Source organism: Achromobacter sp. D10 (assembly GCF_035282245.1).
GTDB lineage: Bacteria > Pseudomonadota > Gammaproteobacteria > Burkholderiales > Burkholderiaceae_B > Achromobacter > Achromobacter insolitus.
On sequence record NZ_JAYJLE010000015.1, the window covers coordinates 21,382 to 34,963 of the forward strand.

At 66.3% G+C, this 13,582-nt stretch carries 15 protein-coding genes; 14 read left to right on the forward strand and 1 reads right to left on the reverse strand.

Translation table 11 applies throughout. From position 1 onward, the window contains the following. The first annotated feature begins 65 nt into the window (after positions 1-65). The 11 genes from VCS63_RS26725 to VCS63_RS26775 all read left to right on the forward strand — a co-directional run bounded on the left by VCS63_RS26725 (position 66) and on the right by VCS63_RS26775 (position 9,595). Positions 66-881, forward strand: coding sequence for an IclR family transcriptional regulator (locus VCS63_RS26725; RefSeq protein ID WP_063643381.1), 816 nt, complete (start codon positions 66-68; stop codon positions 879-881). A 134-nt stretch (positions 882-1,015) separates the two neighbouring features. After that, positions 1,016-2,074, forward strand: a complete 1,059-nt coding sequence (queA, locus tag VCS63_RS26730) for a tRNA preQ1(34) S-adenosylmethionine ribosyltransferase-isomerase QueA (protein WP_063643382.1) — start codon at positions 1,016-1,018, stop codon at positions 2,072-2,074. Then, positions 2,071-3,207 (forward strand): tRNA guanosine(34) transglycosylase Tgt, encoded by a 1,137-nt coding sequence (gene tgt, locus VCS63_RS26735; protein WP_323881525.1) that lies wholly within the window; start codon positions 2,071-2,073, stop codon positions 3,205-3,207. Before queA ends, tgt begins: the two co-directional genes overlap by 4 nt. Before the next feature lie 121 nt (positions 3,208-3,328). Next, on the forward strand, positions 3,329-3,673 hold the full coding sequence (gene yajC, locus VCS63_RS26740; RefSeq protein ID WP_042794815.1) for a preprotein translocase subunit YajC: 345 nt from the start codon (positions 3,329-3,331) through the stop codon (positions 3,671-3,673). A 109-nt stretch (positions 3,674-3,782) separates the two neighbouring features. Then, positions 3,783-5,663, forward strand: a complete 1,881-nt coding sequence (secD, locus tag VCS63_RS26745) for a protein translocase subunit SecD (protein ID WP_042794816.1) — start codon at positions 3,783-3,785, stop codon at positions 5,661-5,663. A 53-nt stretch (positions 5,664-5,716) separates the two neighbouring features. Then, on the forward strand, positions 5,717-6,652 hold the full coding sequence (gene secF / locus VCS63_RS26750; RefSeq protein WP_042794817.1) for a protein translocase subunit SecF: 936 nt from the start codon (positions 5,717-5,719) through the stop codon (positions 6,650-6,652). Positions 6,653-6,760: 108 nt separating this feature from the next. Then, entirely contained in the window at positions 6,761-7,075 is a 315-nt protein-coding gene (locus VCS63_RS26755) for an ArsR/SmtB family transcription factor (RefSeq protein ID WP_042794818.1), read from the forward strand. Continuing rightward, complete coding sequence (locus tag VCS63_RS26760; RefSeq protein WP_104653729.1) at positions 7,072-7,431, forward strand: SRPBCC family protein; 360 nt, start codon at positions 7,072-7,074, stop codon at positions 7,429-7,431. The genes VCS63_RS26755 and VCS63_RS26760 overlap by 4 nt, the downstream gene beginning before the upstream one ends. 44 nt (positions 7,432-7,475) lie before the next feature. Then, positions 7,476-8,081, forward strand: coding sequence for an ATP-dependent Clp protease proteolytic subunit (locus tag VCS63_RS26765; protein WP_042794819.1), 606 nt, complete (start codon positions 7,476-7,478; stop codon positions 8,079-8,081). A gap of 82 nt (positions 8,082-8,163) precedes the next feature. Next, on the forward strand, positions 8,164-8,841 hold the full coding sequence (locus tag VCS63_RS26770; protein WP_323881529.1) for a VOC family protein: 678 nt from the start codon (positions 8,164-8,166) through the stop codon (positions 8,839-8,841). Positions 8,842-8,884: 43 nt separating this feature from the next. Continuing rightward, positions 8,885-9,595, forward strand: a complete 711-nt coding sequence (locus tag VCS63_RS26775; RefSeq protein ID WP_323881530.1) for an alanyl-tRNA editing protein — start codon at positions 8,885-8,887, stop codon at positions 9,593-9,595. 45 nt (positions 9,596-9,640) lie between these two features. Here VCS63_RS26775 and VCS63_RS26780 read toward each other — a convergent pair whose 3' ends face one another. Then, on the reverse strand, positions 9,641-10,405 hold the full coding sequence (locus VCS63_RS26780; RefSeq protein WP_082884784.1) for a phosphatase PAP2 family protein: 765 nt from the start codon (positions 10,403-10,405) through the stop codon (positions 9,641-9,643). 170 nt (positions 10,406-10,575) lie between these two features. On the opposite strand from VCS63_RS26780, the gene miaB reads away from it, so the two are divergent. The 3 genes from miaB to ybeY are packed head-to-tail and all read left to right on the forward strand — an operon-like array spanning position 10,576 to position 13,494. Continuing rightward, positions 10,576-12,009 carry a tRNA (N6-isopentenyl adenosine(37)-C2)-methylthiotransferase MiaB gene (gene miaB / locus VCS63_RS26785; protein ID WP_063643396.1) on the forward strand — a complete coding sequence of 478 codons (1,434 nt, stop codon included), beginning with the start codon at positions 10,576-10,578 and terminating at the stop codon, positions 12,007-12,009. Beyond that, complete coding sequence (locus VCS63_RS26790) at positions 12,006-13,031, forward strand: PhoH family protein (RefSeq protein WP_063643398.1); 1,026 nt, start codon at positions 12,006-12,008, stop codon at positions 13,029-13,031. The genes miaB and VCS63_RS26790 overlap by 4 nt, the downstream gene beginning before the upstream one ends. Further along, a complete protein-coding gene (ybeY, locus tag VCS63_RS26795; RefSeq protein ID WP_042794822.1) occupies positions 13,021-13,494 on the forward strand; it encodes an rRNA maturation RNase YbeY in 474 nt (157 codons plus the stop codon). The genes VCS63_RS26790 and ybeY overlap by 11 nt, the downstream gene beginning before the upstream one ends. Positions 13,495-13,582 lie beyond the last annotated feature (88 nt).

A 13,582-nucleotide genomic window follows, 5' to 3' on the forward strand; every position in this document is an offset into this window, starting at 1 on the left:
GTTGCCAGTGACTGGCAAGCGCTGTATTTTTTAGTGATACACGTATTCTAATAAGAGACAAATCGATGTCAACAACTAGCAGTACGGGGATCCAATCCGCTGAAATCGCCCTGGATGTGCTGACCCGGCTGGCCGAACTGGGCGGCGCTCTGTCCGTATCGGAGCTGGGCCGCAGCCTGGACATGCCGCGCGCCAAGGTGCACCGCTACCTGGTGTCGCTCGAGCGCCGCGGCTACGTGGAACAGGACGCTGCCAGCGCCCGCTACCGGCTCGGGCCGCAAGCCCTGCATACCGGACTGGCCGCCCTGGCCGAAGTGGACTTCGTGAAACTGGCGGCCGGCTGCCTGGACAGCCTGAGCGCCGCCATTGGCCAGACGGTTTTCATCTCCGTCTGGGGACAGCATGGGCCCACCATCGTGCAATGGCGCGACGCGCGCCTGCCGGTAACGGTCAACGTGCGGGTGGGCTCGGTGCTGCCGCTGCTCAATAGCGCGACCGGCCGCGTCTTCGCCGCCTGGCTCCCTGAATCCCTGGCCCTGCCCCGGGCCCTGTCCGAGTGGGACGCGCTGCGCAGCCATGACCCGGATGCCGCCCAGGTGCTGGATGCCGCCGCTGCCCCCACTGACCCCGCGGCGGCGCTGCGCAGGCAATGGCAGGCGACCCGCCAACGCGGCTACGCCAGCGTCAGCGGCCACCTGTTGCATGGCATAGACTCCGCCGCCGTGCCGGTGCTGGATGCCCAGGGCCACCTGGCCGGCGCCATCACCAGCCTGGGATTGCATGGCGGCTTCGACCTCTCGCCCGATGGGGAACCCGTGCGGGCGCTGGTCGGGGCGGCAGCCGATTGTTCGCGCCGGCTGGGGTGGAGTCCGGCCCGCTGAACGCGGCCGCGGCAGGCATCCGTCCCCGGGCGCGGCTGCCGCGTTTTCCGGCCGCTTTACAATACACGGTTGCCCCGAGCCCTCCTGGCTCGCCTTTCGCCTTCTTTTGCCGCCCTAGCCGGACGGATAGCCGCGTGACCCAGTCCCTCACCGTTTCCGATTTCAACTACGAACTGCCGCCCGAGCTCATCGCCCAGGCGCCCGCCGCCGAACGCACCGGCAGCCGCCTGCTGCACCTGGATGGCGCCGGCCAGCTGCACGACCGGCAGTTCGCCGACCTGGCCTCGCTGCTGCGTCCGCAAGACCTGCTGATCTTCAACGACACGCGCGTCATCAAGGCGCGCCTGAACGGCCACAAGATCACCGGCGGCAAGATCGAGGTGCTGGTCGAACGCATCACCGAACCCGACCGCGTCCTGGCCCATGTGCGCGCCAGCAAGTCGCCCGGCCCGGGCATGGTGCTGCGCCTGGCCGATGCCTTCGATGCCACCGTGCTGGGCCGCGAAGGGGAACTGTTCGACATCCGCTTTCCCGGCCCCGTGCTGGAACTGCTGGACGCCCACGGCGCGACCCCGCTGCCGCCCTACATCACGCACGAGGCCGACACTGGTGACGACGAGCGCTATCAGACGGTCTACGCCCGCGAGCCCGGCGCCGTGGCCGCACCCACCGCCGGCCTGCACTTCGACCAGCCCACGCTGGACCGCCTGGCTGCGATGGGCGTCGAACGCGCCTTCGTCACGCTGCACGTAGGCGCGGGCACCTTCCAGCCGGTGCGCGTGGACAACCTGGCTGACCACGTCATGCATGCCGAATGGTTCACCGTGCCACAGGCAACGGTGGACGCGATTGCCGCCGCCCGCAGCCGAGGCGGCCGGGTCATCGCCGTCGGCACCACCAGCGTGCGCGCCCTGGAGTCCGCCGCCGCCCAGACCGAAGGGCGCACCGCCCCCGGCCTGCCGCTGGCCTCGGCCCAGGGCGACACGCGCCTGTTCATCACTCCCGGTTACCGGTACCGCGTCATCGACGCCCTGGTCACCAATTTCCACCTGCCCCAGTCGACCCTGCTGATGCTGGTGTCGGCGCTGGCCGGCGTAGAACCCATACGCCGCGCCTACGCCCACGCCGTCGCCGAGCGCTACCGCTTCTTCAGCTATGGCGACGCCATGTTTATCGAGTCCCCCGCCCCATGACCGGACTGAATTTCGAACTGCTTGCCACCGACGGCGGCGCCCGCCGCGGCCGCATCACGCTGAACCACGGCGTGGTCGAGACGCCCATTTTCATGCCTGTGGGCACCTATGGCAGCGTCAAGGCCATGCTGCCGCACGAACTGAAAGAGATCGGCTCGCAGATCGTGCTGGGCAACACCTTTCACCTGTGGCTGCGTCCCGGCACGGAAATCATGGAAAAGCATGGCGGCCTGCATGGCTTCATGCAATGGGACAAGCCCATCCTGACCGACTCCGGAGGTTTCCAGGTCTTCAGCCTGCAAGGCATGCGCAAGATCACCGAGGAAGGCGTGAAGTTCGCCTCCCCCATCGACGGCGCGCGGCTGTTCCTGACGCCGGAAGAATCCATGCGCATCCAGCGTTCGCTGAACTCCGACATCGTCATGGTGTTCGACGAGTGCACGCCCTATGAAATCGACGGCCGGCCCGCCACCGTCGAAGAAGCCGCCCGCTCCATGCGCATGTCGTTGCGCTGGGCGCGCCGGTCGCGCGAAGAATTCGACCGCCTGCAAAACCCCAATGCGCTGTTCGGCATCGTCCAGGGCGGCATGTACGAAGCCCTGCGCGACGAATCCCTGGCCGGGCTGCAGGAGATCGGCTTCCATGGCTACGCGATCGGCGGCCTCTCCGTCGGCGAGCCCAAGGAAGACATGATGCGCATCCTGGCGCACGTCACGCCCAAGCTGCCGGCCCAGGCGCCCCGCTACCTGATGGGCGTGGGCACGCCGGAAGACCTGGTCGAGGGCGTCTCCCGCGGCGTGGATATGTTCGATTGCGTCATGCCGACGCGCAATGCCCGCAACGGCTGGCTGTTCACCCGTTTCGGCGACGTGAAGATCCGCAACGCCAAGTACCGCGACGACACCCGCCCGCTGGACCCGAGCTGCGGCTGCCATACCTGCGCGAATTTCTCGCGCGCGTACCTGCATCACCTGCAGCGCGCCAACGAAATTACCGGCGCGCGCCTGAACACCCTGCACAACCTGCATTTCTATCTGACCATCATGAAGGAAATGCGCGAGGCCATCGCCGACGGCCGCTTCGACGCCTGGCGCGCGCAGTTCGCGGCCGACCGTGCGCGAGGGGTGGATTAGAATTTCAGGACGCAGAACCTATATACAATAGTCGGCTTGCCCTATCCATGGCTCGCGCGGGGATGGGCGCATAAAAACACTAGATACAAACACCCAAACAGACTAAACGCAGGAGAATTCAATGTCCGTTATCGATACCGCCAGCCTCGTCGTGGCTCAGGCTGCCGCCCCCGAGGGTAACGCGCTGATGGGCATGCTGCCCATCATCCTGATGTTCGTGATCCTCTACTTCCTGATGATCCGTCCCCAGATGAAGCGCCAGAAAGAGCACCGCAACCTGATCGCCGCCCTGGCCAAGGGCGACGAAGTCGTCACCGCCGGCGGCCTGCTCGGCAAGGTGACCAAGGTCAACGACAGCTACGTCACCGTCGAAGTCTCCGAACTGGCCGACAAGCCCGTCGAAGTGATCATGCAGAAGTCCTCGGTCTCGACCGTGCTGCCCAAGGGAACCATCAAGGCCCTGTAAGCGTCCCACAGGAGCCCCATCGGGCTCTTGTGCTTGATGGCCCTGCCGCCGCCCGCCGCGCTTGCCGCCCGGGCGGCCCTTTCATCACTTTTACATGAAGTAGCCGGCAATGAACCGCTATCCCCTCTGGAAGTACATTACGGTCCTGGTCGCGGTCATCATCGGCCTGCTGTACACGCTTCCCAATTTCTACGGCGAATCTCCGGCCGTCCAGGTTTCCAGCGCCAAGGCCACGATCAAGGTCGATCCCGCCATGCTGAGCCGGGTCGAACAGATCCTGACCGACGCCAAGATCCCCAACGAAGGGGTCTACTATGAACAGAACGGCACGCTCGGCACCGTGCGCGCCCGCTTCGCGTCGACCGACCTGCAACTGCAGGCGCGCGACCTCATCGACAAATCCCTCAATACCGTCGCTGGCGACCCGCACTACACCGTCGCGCTGAACCTGCTGCCCGCCTCTCCTGCCTGGATGCGCGCGCTGGGCTGGTTCGCGCCCAAGCCCATGTACCTGGGCCTGGACCTGCGCGGCGGCGTGCACTTCCTGCTGCAAGTGGACATGCAGGGCGCCCTGACCGCCCGCTACGATTCGCTGGCCGCCGACGTGCGCTCGGTGTTGCGCGACCAGAAGGTCAACGTGGCCGGCGTCGAACGCTCGGGCATGGCCATTGCCGCCACCTTCGCCAACTCGGACGACCGCGACCGCGCCATCTCGACCCTGCGCAGCCGCCTGCCCGACCTGGAATTCACCGAACGCGAAGAAAACGGCAAACCCCTGCTGATGGCCGCCCTGAACCCGGCCGCCGTCACCCGCGTGCAGGATTCCGCGCTGAAGCAGAACATCAACACGCTGCACAACCGTATCAACGAACTGGGCGTGGCCGAACCGGTCATCCAGCAACAAGGCGGCGACCGCATCGTGGTGCAGTTGCCCGGCGTGCAGGACGTGGCCAAGGCCAAGGAACTGCTCGGCCGCACCGCCACGCTGGAAATCCGCATGGTCGACGACACCCCCGCCGCGCAAGCCGCGTTGCTGGGCGGCAGCGTCCCCTTCGGCCTCGAACGCTACAACGACCGCGACGGCCGCCCCATCCTGGTCCGCCGCCAGGTCATCCTGACCGGCGAAAACCTGCAGGACGCCCAGCCCGGCCGCGATTCGCAGACCCAACAGGCTGCCGTGCACCTGACGCTGGACTCCAAGGGCGCGCGTATCTTCCGCGACGTCACCCGCGACAACATCGGCAAGCGCATGGCCATCCTGCTGTTTGAAAACGGCAAGGGCGAAGTGGTCACGGCGCCGGTCATCCGCAGCGAAATCGCCGGCGGCCAGGTGCAGATCTCCGGCAGCATGAGCTCCGAGGAAGCCGCCGACACCGCGCTGCTGCTGCGCGCGGGCGCGCTGGCCGCGCCCATGTCCATCATCGAGGAACGCACCATCGGCCCGAGCCTGGGCGCGGACAACATCGCCAAGGGCTTCTATTCGACGCTGTACGGCTTCCTGGCCATCGCCGCCTTCATCATCCTGTACTACCACCTGTTCGGCGTGTTCTCCACGATCGGCCTGACCATGAACGTGCTGCTGCTGCTGGCGCTGCTGTCCATGCTGCAGGCCACGCTGACCCTGCCAGGTATCGCGGCTATCGCGCTGACGCTGGGCATGGCCATCGACTCGAACGTGCTGATCAACGAGCGGATACGCGAAGAACTGCGCGCGGGCGCCAGTCCGCAGCAGGCCATCCACCACGGCTTCGAGCGCGCCTGGGGCACCATCCTGGACTCCAACCTCACCACGCTGATCGTGGGCCTGGCGCTGTTGGCGTTCGGTTCGGGCCCGATCCGGGGCTTTGCGGTGGTCCACGTCCTGGGCATCCTGACCTCGATGTTCTCGTCGGTGGTGGGCGTGCGCGCGCTGGCCAACCTCTGGTATGGCCGCAAGAAGAAGCTCACGTCGATCTCCATCGGTGAAGTCTGGAAACCGAAGACCAACTGAACATGAGCGCGGGCGGCCCGGCCGCCCGCCACAGATAAAGCCTAAGGCGAAAAATGGAATTTTTCCGTATTCACCGCACTATCCCGTTCATGCGCCACGCGCTGGTGCTGAACATCATCAGTCTCGTCACGTTCCTGGCGGCTGTCTTTTTCATCATCACCCGCGGCTTCCACCTGTCGATCGAGTTCACCGGCGGCACGGTCATGGAAGTCAACTACGCCCAGACGGCGCAGCTGGAAAACGTGCGCGGCGTGGTCTCCAAGCTGGGCTACACCGACTTCCAGGTGCAGAATTTCGGCACCTCGCATGACGTCATGATCCGCCTGCCGCTGCAGGAAGGCCAGACGTCGGCCACCCAGAGCGAGACCGTCATGGCCGCGCTGAAGACCGCCGATTCCGGCGTCGAATTGCGCCGCGTCGAGTTCGTGGGCCCGCAGGTGGGGCAGGAACTGCTGCACAACGGCCTGATGGCCTTGCTGGTCGTGGTCATCGGCATCATGGTGTACCTGGGCTTCCGCTTCGAATGGAAGTTCGCCGTGGCCGGCGTGATCGCCAACCTCCACGACGTGGTGATCATCCTGGGCTTCTTTGCCTTCTTCCAGTGGGAGTTCTCGCTGTCGGTACTGGCGGGCGTGCTCGCAGTGCTGGGCTACTCCGTGAACGAATCCGTGGTCATCATGGACCGGATCCGCGAGAACTTCCGCAAGTACCGCAAGGCGGACGTGCAGGAAGTCATCAACAGCGCCATCACGCAGACCATCTCGCGGACCATCATCACCCACGGTTCCACCCAGATGATGGTGCTGGCCATGCTGTTCTTTGGCGGCCCCACCCTGCACTACTTCGCCATGGCGCTGACTATCGGCATCTGGTTCGGCATCTACTCGTCGGTGTTCGTCGCCGCGGCGCTGGCCATGTGGCTGGGCGTCAAGCGCGAAGACCTGGTCAAGCCGGTCAAGAAGGAAGGCGAGGAAGGCGAAGCCGCCTGATCGTCTCCGCGTGAAGAGGAACCCGCCGCATTCGGCGGGTTTTTTTATGCCCGGCCGTTCGAGGACTTGCCTCTTGCCAAACACATAAGTATTCGCTAATGTGTTGCCATGCTCGAAAACGATATTTTCAAGGCCTTGGCCGATCCCACCCGCCGCGCCATCTTCGAAAAGCTGGCGGCCGGCGGCATGAACGCCAGCGCCCTGCGCGTGGGCATGGAAATCAGCCAGCCGGCCATGTCGCAGCACCTTTCCGTGCTGCGCAAGGCGCGGCTCGTGCGCGAACAGAAACAAGGCCGATTCGTGAATTACGAAGTCGATCCCGACGGGCTGGCACTGATTGCCGGATGGCTGACCAAGTACCGCGCCTATTGGCCGACCCGCATCGACGCCCTGAACGCTCTGCTCAAGGACATGGACCAATGAAACCGACCGCGCCCGGCGACCAGCCCGAAGACATCGTGCTCGAGTACGAGCTTGACGCGCCGCCCGAGAAAGTCTGGCGCGCGATCAGCATTCCCGAGTTCCGCGAGCAATGGTTGCCCGGCCAGGCCCTGGCCAGCGCCGAACCCACGGATTCGACGCCCCCCGAGGCGATCTGCTACCGCATGCGGGACGAAGAACCGCCCTTCCTGGAAAGCCTGGTCACCTTCCAGCTCCGGCCTGCCGCGGATGGCCGCACGGTCCTGCGCATCATCCACGCGCTGGCCGACGCCCGGCTGGAAGGCGGCAAGCTTGCAGCCGCCAATGACGCCGGCCCCTTTCTCATGCGCGCCGCCTGATCCCAGGCCCAGCGCAAGGCAACCGCAACACAGGAGATTCGTCCATGCAGGACGTGATGCAGTACGTGCCCATGGTGGTCGAGCAATCCGGCCGCGGCGAGCGATCCTTCGACATTTATTCCCGGCTGCTGCGCGACCGCATCATCTTCCTGAACGGCGAGGTCAACGACTCTGTGTCCGCATTGGTCTGCGCCCAGCTGCTGTTCCTGGAATCCGAAAACCCGACCAAGCCGATCCACCTGTACATCAATTCGCCCGGCGGCGTCATCACCAGCGGCCTGGCCATGTACGACACCATGCAGTTCATCACCGCGCCCGTGCACACGCTGTGCATGGGCACGGCGCGGTCCATGGGTTCCTTCCTGCTGATGGCCGGCGAACCGGGCGAAAGATGCGCGCTGGCCAACGCCAGCGTGCATGTGCACCAGCCACTGGGCGGCTTCCAGGGCCAGGCCTCGGACGTGCTCATCCATGCCGAGGAAATGCGCAGGACCAAGGACCGTGTTACGCGCGTCTATGCGCAGCACTGCGGCCGCAGCTATGAAGAGGTCGAGCGCAAGCTGGACCGGGACTGCTACATGAGCGCCGAAGAAGCGCTGGAATGGGGCCTGATCGACCGCGTCATAAAGCGCCGGGACCTGGACGCCTGAGGCGGCGGCAAACACTGTACTGTTCCGTTCAGCCGCGCTGTACGGGTACGGATCGTCGCGGATTCGCTACCATAGCCGGATCATGAAACTCGTCATCGATCACCTCGTCGTCGCCGCCGCCGACCTGGACAGCGGCACCGACTACGTCGCCGGACTACTCGGAATCGCCCCCTCGGGCGGCGGCGCGCATCCCCGCATGGGCACCCACAACCGGGTGCTGGGCATGGCCAGCGGCCTCTACCTGGAAGTCATCGCCATCGATCCGCAAGCCACCGCGCCTTCACGGCCACGCTGGTTCGGGCTGGATCAGGACGCGGTGCGCGCCCGGCTGGCGCAAGGCCCTTACCTGGCCCACTGGGCGGCGCGGGTCGAAGCTCCGCTGGACCTCTCCCGCATGCAAGCCGAGCACCCCGCGCGCATACCCCCGGCCATCCCGATGGAACGGGGGCCTCTGCGCTGGCGGCTGACGGTGCCGGAAGACGGCAGCCTGCCCGCATGGCGCGTAGCGGGCCATGCGGCCGGCGACGGCCTGCTACCTACGCTGATCCAATGGGACGTGGCGGATTACCCCGGCATCAGCCTGCCGCGCCAGAACCTCACCCTGCGCCAGCTGTCGGGCAGCCACCCGCAGGCCGGGTTGTTGCGCCAGGGCCTGGCCTGGCTGGGCGCCGACCACCTGATCCAGCTGGAGCAGGCCGACGGCCCGCCGCGCCTGAGCGCCCAGATAGAAACCGCGAGCGGCCTGAAAATCCTGGCCTGACTCCGCGCCCGCCAAGAAAACCAGAACATCCGGAGACCTGTTCATGCTTTCCACCCGCAAGCGTTTCGACGAAGACCCCTATCTGGACCGGTGCGACGCCACCGTGATCGCGGTTGGCCCCGAGGGCGTCGAGCTGGACGAGACAGTCTGCTACGCGCGCAGTGGCGGCCAAGCGGGGGACAGTGGCACGCTGACGCTCGCCGACGGCCGCGCATGGGCGCTGACCGACACTGTTTACGCTGACGACCGCAAGCGCATCCTGCATGTGCTGGAAGACGGCGCCGCGCTTCAAGTGGGCGAGCGGGTCTCGGTCGCCATCGACTGGCCGCGCCGCCACCGGCTCATGCGCCTGCATACCTGTCTGCATCTGCTCGGGTCGCTGGTGCCCGCCCCCGTGACAGGCTGCAGCATTTCGCCTGATTCCGCCCGCATCGACTTCGACTTGCCCGAATCCACGCTGGACAAGGCCGACCTGACCGAACGCCTGAACGCCCTGATCAACGCCCGGACCGGCATCAGCATCAATTGCATCACCCCGGAAGAATTGGCGGCGGAGCCGGATCTGGTCCGTACCGTGGGCGCCGCGCCGCCGGCGGGCACCGCCAGCATACGCATCGTCGAAATCCCCGGCGTGGACCGGCAGCCCTGTGGCGGCACCCATGTCGCCAACACGGGCGAAATCGGTGCGGTGGCCGTTACCAAGATCGAGAAAAAGAGCCGCACGAACCGGCGCGTGGTGGTGAATTTCGCCTGAAGCGCAGCCTGAAGCCGGCTCGCTGCCGGCCCGCGGGATGGCGGCTCACTTCTTCCACCAGCGCCACGGCGCGCGCAAAGGCCATTGGTACGTGGCGCCCAGCACTCGGGGCGCCAGCACATGGCCGACCAGCACCGCGATGCCCGCGGCCGTCATCACGTCCGACAGATAGTGGTCCAGGTTGACCAGGCGGCTCATGGCCACCAGCACCGCCAGCAACAGGAAGACCCAACGCCAGCGCGGCGCCAGGATGCCCAGCACCACCGCCACGGCGAAGGCCGCATACGTGTGGCTGGAGGGAAACGAGTTATACAGCTGCACCCGCGAGAAGGACTCGCCCAGCCCGTATATGCCTTTTTCGAAGAACAGCTCGGGACGCGCCCGCGCCACCGAACGCTTGAGCACCAGCACCACCAGGCCGCCGACCGCCAGGGTCGACAGCATGAGCAGGCTACCGCGCGCCATGCTGGCGTAGCTCATGCGCACGGGATTGCGCCAGCCGCGGGCCAAGCCGACCAGTCCGATCACGTAGAAGGCCAGCGCCACGCCGATATAGGGGCCGCTTTCGCCGAGTTCGCCGATCCATTCGAAAGACAGATTCACGCTGTCGGACACGGACTGCTTGATCCACACCGCGAGCGGCAGGTCCACCCACAGCGCGCAGGCGCTGGCGGCCAGCGCCAGGGCGCAACCCAGCAACACCCAGGTCAGCGCGGAAAAGGGGTTGCGGAACTGATCGGGCTCGGACCGGCCCGCCGCAGCGTCGATCGCGGGAGCGGCTGCCGAGGGCGTCAGGGGATTGGTGTTCATCGGTACCGCTACAGGGAAATGAGAAATATTCCAGGGCCCTGAAGTCGGCCCAGCACGCTATCGTAACGGGCTAGGCGCGCCAGACCAAGAAGCAAATTCGGGCAACGGTTAAAATTCGGCGTTTTCCTCCCTTTCAGCCCCCGGGATCTACACCCGTCACGGCGACCATCATGCAAGAAACTACCCTAAAGCGCGCCAACGCCGCGCACGACGGCGCCAGCGCCGCCCTCCCCGCCGCCGACGCCGGCTCTCCCCGCAAGCTGTACATCCGCACCTTCGGCTGCCAGATGAACGAGTACGACTCGGACAAGATGGCCGACGTGCTGCGCGGCGACCAGGGCCTGGAGCTGACCGACAACCCGGAAGACGCGGACGTCATCCTGTTCAACACCTGTTCGGTGCGCGAGAAGGCGCAGGAAAAAGTCTTCTCGGACCTGGGCCGCGTGCAGCACCTGAAAAAGACCAACCCCAACCTGGTGATCGGCGTGGGCGGCTGCGTGGCCAGCCAGGAAGGCGAGGCCATCGTCAAGCGCGCGCCCTACGTGGACGTGGTGTTCGGCCCGCAGACGCTGCACCGCCTGCCGGAACTGATCAAGCGCCGCCGCGACGAAGGCCGTTCGCAGGTGGACATCAGCTTTCCCGAGATCGAAAAATTCGACAACATGCCGCCCCCGCGAGTCGAAGGCGCCACGGCGTTCGTCTCCATCATGGAAGGCTGTAGCAAGTACTGCAGCTTCTGCGTCGTGCCCTACACGCGCGGCGAGGAAGTCTCGCGGCCCTTCGAGGACGTGCTGGTCGAGGTGGCCGACCTGGCCGACCAGGGCGTGAAGGAAGTGACGCTGCTGGGCCAGAACGTCAACGCCTACCGCGGCCGCATGACCGACAGCGACGAAATCGCCGATTTCGCCATGCTGCTGGAGTACGTACACGAAATCCCGGGCATCGAGCGCATCCGCTACACCACCTCGCATCCCAAGGAAATGACCCAGCGCATGGTGGACGCCTACGCGCGCCTGCCCAAGCTGGTGTCGTTCCTGCACCTGCCGGTACAGGCAGGCAGCGACCGCGTGCTGGCCGCCATGAAGCGCGGCTACACCACCCTGGAATTCAAATCGGTGGTGCGCCGCCTGCGCGCCGCCCGCCCCGACCTGACGCTGTCCTCGGACTTCATCGTCGGCTTTCCCGGTGAAACCGAAGAAGACTTTGAAAAGACCATGAAGCTGATCGAGGACGTCGGCTTCGACACCTCGTTCTCGTTCGTGTATTCGCGCCGCCCGGGCACGCCCGCCGCCGACCTGCACGACGACACGCCGCAGGACGTGAAGCTGCGCCGCCTGCAGCGCTTACAGGCACTGATCAACGAGCAGGCCGCCACGATCGCCCGCAACATGATCGGCACGCGCCAGCGCCTGCTGGTGGAAGGCCCCTCGCGCCGCGACCCGAACGAACTGATGGGCCGCACCGAGAACAACCGCATCGTGAACTTCGCCGCGCCCGCGCGGCTCATCGGACAAATGGTCGACGTCATCATCACCGAAGCGCACACCAATTCGCTGCGCGCGCGGGTGGCCGACGTGGACCGTATTCCCCAAGAGGCCGAATGACCACTCCCCGCTCCCGCGCCCGTCGCAGCATGCCCATCGTCGTCACCCTGGACGGCGACAACACCCATCTGGCCAATCTCTGCGGGCCGCTGGACGAAAACCTGCGGCAACTGGCCGACGGCATGAACGTCAAGCTCGCGCGCCGCGGCAGCCGCGTCACCATCGAAGGCGAACTTGCGGAACTGGCCGGCCGGGTGCTGCGCCGCTTCCATGAACAGGCCGTGCACCGCGCCCTGTCGGTCGACGACATCCAGCTCGGGCTGGTGGAGATCGGCGTCGGCCGCCAGGAACAAGAGCTCAAGGAAGAACAGGCCCGCGAGGCCGACCCGCTGCCCGCGCTGGACGACGAAAGCGACGGCATCGCCCTGCGCACCAAACGCAGCGACCTGCGCCCGCGCACGCCGCGCCAGCGCGACTACCTGAACAACATTCTCAAGCACGACATCACGTTCGGCGTCGGCCCCGCCGGCACCGGCAAAACCTGGCTGGCCGTGGCCTGCGCCATCGACGCCATGGAGCGCGACACGGTGCAGCGTCTGGTGTTGACGCGCCCCGCGGTCGAGGCCGGCGAGCGCCTGGGCTTCCTGCCCGGCGACCTGGCACAGAAGGTCGATCCCTATCTGCGCCCGCTCTACGACGCGCTCTATGACCTGATGGGTTTCGAGAAGGTGCAGCGCCTGTTCGAGAAGCAGACCATCGAGATCGCCCCCCTGGCCTACATGCGCGGACGCACGCTCAATCACGCCTTCGTCATCCTGGACGAAGCGCAGAACACCACGCCGGAACAGATGAAGATGTTCCTGACGCGTATCGGCTTCGGCAGCAAGGCCGTCATCACGGGCGACCCATCCCAGGTGGACCTGCCGCGCGGCCAGGACAGCGGCCTGGCGCATGCGGTGAAGGTGCTGCACGACGTGCAGGGCATCGCCACCACCCGATTCACCAGCCGAGACGTCGTGCGCCATCCCCTGGTCGCCCGCATCGTCGACGCCTACGACCGCGCCGCCGAAGATGAAGCCTGAACTGTCCCTGTCCGTGCAGTACGGCATCGAGGAAGCTCGTCTGCCCCGCTGGCGCCTGCGCCGCTGGGCAGAGCGCGCGCTGGCGGGCGCCGCTGAAGATGGGCTGGTGGAGTTCTCGGCCGCGGAGCTGAGCCTGCGGCTGGTCGGCGCTGCCGAGGGCCGGCGCCTGAACCGCGACTTCCGCGGCCGCGACTACGCCACCAACGTGCTGACCTTCGAGTACGGCGTGGATCCGCTCGGTGTTGCGCGCGGCGACATCGTCATGTGCGTGCCGGTGCTGGTGCGCGAGGCGCGCGAACAGCGCAAGGCGCTGCTGGATCACGCCGCGCACCTCACCATCCACGGCGTGCTGCATGCGCTGGGCTACGACCACATCAAAGCCCGTGACGCCAAGCGGATGGAAGCCCTGGAGACCGCCACGCTGGCTGCCATGCGCATCGCCGATCCCTACGTGGCCGCCTGAATCGGGGCGGCCAGGCGGTGGCTCCTTTGCCTTGGGGCGGCCCTGCGGCAGAGGGTGCCCCCACGCTGCGCCCGCGATGCGGGCTTGC

Excerpts from the sequence above, each read along its gene's own strand:
- VCS63_RS26765 (WP_042794819.1), top strand. The coding sequence starts at position 7,476 with ATGCAGGACGTGATGCAGTACGTGCCCATGGTGGTCGAGCAATCCGGC.
- VCS63_RS26790 (WP_063643398.1), top strand. The coding sequence starts at position 12,006 with ATGACCACTCCCCGCTCCCGCGCCCGTCGCAGCATGCCCATCGTCGTC.
- yajC (WP_042794815.1), top strand. The coding sequence starts at position 3,329 with ATGTCCGTTATCGATACCGCCAGCCTCGTCGTGGCTCAGGCTGCCGCC.
- VCS63_RS26775 (WP_323881530.1), top strand. The coding sequence starts at position 8,885 with ATGCTTTCCACCCGCAAGCGTTTCGACGAAGACCCCTATCTGGACCGG.
- secD (WP_042794816.1), top strand. The coding sequence starts at position 3,783 with ATGAACCGCTATCCCCTCTGGAAGTACATTACGGTCCTGGTCGCGGTC.
- VCS63_RS26780 (WP_082884784.1), bottom strand. The coding sequence starts at position 10,405 with ATGAACACCAATCCCCTGACGCCCTCGGCAGCCGCTCCCGCGATCGAC.
- VCS63_RS26725 (WP_063643381.1), top strand. The coding sequence starts at position 66 with ATGTCAACAACTAGCAGTACGGGGATCCAATCCGCTGAAATCGCCCTG.
- VCS63_RS26770 (WP_323881529.1), top strand. The coding sequence starts at position 8,164 with ATGAAACTCGTCATCGATCACCTCGTCGTCGCCGCCGCCGACCTGGAC.
- VCS63_RS26760 (WP_104653729.1), top strand. The coding sequence starts at position 7,072 with ATGAAACCGACCGCGCCCGGCGACCAGCCCGAAGACATCGTGCTCGAG.
- tgt (WP_323881525.1), top strand. The coding sequence starts at position 2,071 with ATGACCGGACTGAATTTCGAACTGCTTGCCACCGACGGCGGCGCCCGC.
- VCS63_RS26755 (WP_042794818.1), top strand. The coding sequence starts at position 6,761 with ATGCTCGAAAACGATATTTTCAAGGCCTTGGCCGATCCCACCCGCCGC.
- miaB (WP_063643396.1), top strand. The coding sequence starts at position 10,576 with ATGCAAGAAACTACCCTAAAGCGCGCCAACGCCGCGCACGACGGCGCC.
- secF (WP_042794817.1), top strand. The coding sequence starts at position 5,717 with ATGGAATTTTTCCGTATTCACCGCACTATCCCGTTCATGCGCCACGCG.
- ybeY (WP_042794822.1), top strand. The coding sequence starts at position 13,021 with ATGAAGCCTGAACTGTCCCTGTCCGTGCAGTACGGCATCGAGGAAGCT.